At 36.1% G+C, this 2,065-nt stretch carries 2 protein-coding genes; both read right to left on the bottom strand.

Translation table 11 applies throughout. The annotated features are described in order from the left end of the window. Window positions 1-275, bottom strand: a 275-nt coding sequence (locus tag J5224_RS25645; RefSeq protein WP_264628021.1) for a hypothetical protein, incomplete at its 3' end; no start/stop codon positions are given. Window positions 276-299: 24 nt separating this feature from the next. Next, window positions 300-2,065 (bottom strand): hypothetical protein (locus J5224_RS25640; RefSeq protein ID WP_264628020.1); only part of this gene is annotated, 1,766 nt, incomplete at its 5' end.

The following is a 2,065-nucleotide window of genomic DNA, read 5'->3' as shown; positions in this document are numbered from 1 at the left end:
AACCGCCGTAGCTTAATTACATCAGAAAAAAAGATACGATAGACAATGATATCGCTGTTATTAGCAAGTAATAACTGATTTGTTTTCTCCATCTCATGAAAGGTTTGATTACCTATAACCAACGCATTACGGTATTCCCCCCTACGTGTTAGCTTTTTCTCGTTGTAGTGATCGAATACATCCACATCAGGATTGCCATCGAATTTTTTATAAAAAAGATCGCTCAACCCTATATAACGATAATAGAGTGTATCCGCAATAACTATTGTTCTCATACCCCCCCCAAACATGGAAACAACTTATCGATTAAAACCACTTTTATCGATAAAATTAATTTTTTCTTTTTTGGATATTTTTGCCAAAATATTTACCAAACTTAAGTAATTATCCACCACAAATGCATTATCATTGCCGACACAGAATTCCTTCCAAAACTTAATATTTTTACCATCAAGACCGTCCTTAGCCAAGGAAATAAAAAAAATATCCACCTCCACTGTTTTATGGATTTTATTATAATTTAACAAACCCTCTTTTATGCGTTTGCAAATATGGTATTCCTTATGAAGCGCTGTAGCCAATTCTTTCGGCCTACCGCTATCTTCCCCATCAGTAACCATGATAATAACTTTTTTAGGGTTAATACCCTTAGCAATCACAGGTAGCGATCGCAACAAACCACTGCTACTGTCTGTATTTCCTCCTTGTATCTTCATTGTTTTAAAATGAGAGATGACATCAGCCTTCGAGGTTAATTCAATCAAATATGAGGTCGGAGACTCTCTGTTTCGCGAAAATTCGGCATAATCAGTTATCTTCTTTACATCAGATTCGCGTGGTAACTTTATTGTATGCCAATGATCAAAACACATATTGTTAAACATGCCATCTTTATCATGATAAGGAAAGTAGGTATAAGTAGTAACTGAGTTTTCAGAAAACAAATAGTCATCCTTCAACGTTTCATCGAAATCAATAGTTTCAACATTTACCACATTTAAATAATTTTTTGCCAGTGTGGATAATTTATCAGCCTTATGATAATGAAGAGTAAACTCTTCAGGATGTGCCCGCAAATTGGCACGAGGATCAGCATCACAGCTATAAAAAGGAAATGAATTTCCATTCATTTTTGAAATTTCAGCACACCATTTTTTATCATCAACCATTTTCGCCATAGTAAGCCCCAAACCAGGTGAGACGATTGATTTATAATAAGAGGTGATGATCTCATCCTGCTGGTTGATATCCTTATTTTTCAAAGCAAAGTTTTTGTTATACCAAAAATCGAAATCAACCCTTTTATTTTTAAACTCCGCATACTCTTTTTTAAGTTTTCCAACAAAAGAACAGCCTGTTTCTTTTCCACCAAAAACATTTTTTTTACTCAATTTAACAGGAACGCCAATGTTAAAAGGGACAATGCCAATGGTGTTTTTCTCGTTACTATTAAGAATAGTTTGAGAGAAATTCACTACTGCATCTTTTAAAATATCATATTTAATACCAGATTTCAGCCCATTAATCTCACCGCCCATAGAAGAAGAAATATCTACAACAAAAACAAAATCCGTAGGGAGACTTTTCTGTTCCATCGATTTTCTGACTGTACCGGCAGAACTGTCAGCACGAATAAGGACATTATCGCTAAATCCCACCTCGTTATATTTCTTGAAAATAGGATGTAATATTGCGATCCCTGATGCATTATAATCAATTGAGGTTAACTTTTTTGCATTATCACGGTTTAAACTGACCATAACGTCCAGATCGTTATCATTAAAGGCTACGTTGGGCAGATAATAATTCAGATAGCGGCTCAGAAGCTTTTCATTCGCCTCCTTGTTGCCATGCTTGATACCACATTCTTTATCCGCAACGTAATCGCAGCGATCGTTTATCGCAATGGCTAACACCCCCTGATTCATCGCATCAGCCAATCGGGCGCGGTTTGCCTGAAAATGAGCTCCATCAAGTGCTAAAGAAAAAAACATCAGCAGCATTGGAAACATAATAGCAAACAACAATGTCGTTGCCCCAGACTCTCTGCGGAAAACCAAGAGAA

Source organism: Candidatus Symbiopectobacterium sp. NZEC135 (assembly GCF_025962695.1).
The sequence above is the reverse complement of the archived record's forward strand: the minus strand, read 5'-3'. Positions and strand labels throughout refer to the sequence as shown.